The organism is Thiohalocapsa sp., assembly GCF_019695415.1.
Classification (GTDB): Bacteria; Pseudomonadota; Gammaproteobacteria; order Chromatiales; family Chromatiaceae; genus Thiohalocapsa.
Window position 1 is genome coordinate 13,499 of the sequence record NZ_JAIFKJ010000117.1, and the last position, 1,544, is coordinate 15,042.

Genomic DNA, 1,544 nt, shown 5'->3' on the forward strand with positions numbered 1-1,544 from the left:
CTGCGCCGCGGACCGCTGCGCCGCGGACCGCTGCTGCGGCTGGAACCGCTTGCGCGCGAGCCACTGCCCGACGCGGCGGCGTATTTCACAGGATTCGGCCCGAGGGTCATGAGCTGATACTCGCTGCGAATGTACTCCAGCACACCACCACCGCTTGTCGCCCGGCCAGTGGCCGAGCTCACGCGCACGGGCACCATGCCCTCTGGGCGCTTGATTCTGGCGATGGGCTCGTCTTCCAGCGCATCCGCCATGAAGTCCACCCACATCCCGAGCGCGGCCGTCCCGCCCCACTCGCCCACACCGAGTGGGCGGTTGTCATCCATGCCCATCCAGGCGATGGCCACGAGCCGCGGCATGTAGCCGGCGAACCAGGAGTCCCGGGACTCGTTGGTGGTGCCGGTCTTGCCGGCGATGTCGGAGCGCCCCAGCCGGCGCGCCCGCCGGGCGGTGCCATTGGTGATGACATCCTGCAGCATGGAGTTCATGTTGTAGGCAATGCGTGGGTCTAAGACCTGTTGTGCCAACGGGCTGCCCGCTCCGTCCAGGCCCAACACCTCCGCCTCACCCTCCTTGAGCTTCAACCAGCAGCTGACACAGGCCCGCGGCGGCTCCGCCTGGAACAGCACATTACCGTTGGCGTCTTCGATGCGCTGGACGATGTGCGGCTCCACCCGATAGCCGCCGTTGGCGAAGACGGCATAGGCCGCCGCCAGCTGCAAGGGCGTGGAGCTGCCGCCGCCGAGCGCCAGGCCATAGTTGCGCGGCATGTCCTCCATGCTGTAGCCGAAGCGCTGGAGGAAGTCGCGCGTGTAGTCGATGCCCATACGGTCCAGCTGATTGATGATGGCCAGGTTGCGGGACTTGGCGAGCGCGACCCGCATCCGCACAGTGCCCATATACTTGCCGTCAGCATTCTTCGGCTTCCAACGCCCAAAGGACTTCTGGGTGTCGCTCACCAAGCTCGCCGGGGTGTAGCCCTTGCCGAGCGCCGCGGCATAGACAAATGGCTTGAAGGTGGATCCCGGCTGGCGACGGGCGTCCGTAACGCGGTTGAACTTGGACCAATCGAACTCGTAGCCGCCTGATACGGCGCGGATGGCGCCGTCCGTCGGCGACAGCGCCACCAACGCGCCACCCACTGTGGGCACCTGCGTCAAGATCCAGCTGCCCTTGCTGTTCTTGCGCATGCGGATCACGTCTCCGACGGCGACGACCCGGTCCACGCGGCCCTGACGGCGGCCCTTGGCGTTTTCGTTGATATATCGGCGCATGTGGCTCACCTGCCACAGGCGCAGCTCACGGGTCTCCCCGCCACCGAGATAGACCTGGGCGCTGGAGGCGCCGGCCTCGAGGACCACTCCCACCGGCATGTCCGGCACCACGGGCCGCCCGGCCAGGTACTCATCGAGCTGCGGCTCAGACATGGCCGCAACATCCTCCAGCTGGTCTTCCGGACCATGGTAGCCATGGCGGCGGTTGTAGGCCATCAGCGCACGGCGGAGCGCCCGGTCCGACTCGGTCTGGAGCTTCTCGTCGATGGTGGT

The 1,544-nt window shown here is 67.0% G+C and carries 1 protein-coding gene; it reads right to left on the reverse strand.

Going from position 1 to position 1,544, the window contains the following annotated elements; translation table 11 throughout:
* Positions 1 to 1,544 (reverse strand): penicillin-binding protein 1A (locus tag I6U14_RS02820; RefSeq protein WP_296896723.1); only part of this gene is annotated, 1,544 nt, incomplete at both ends.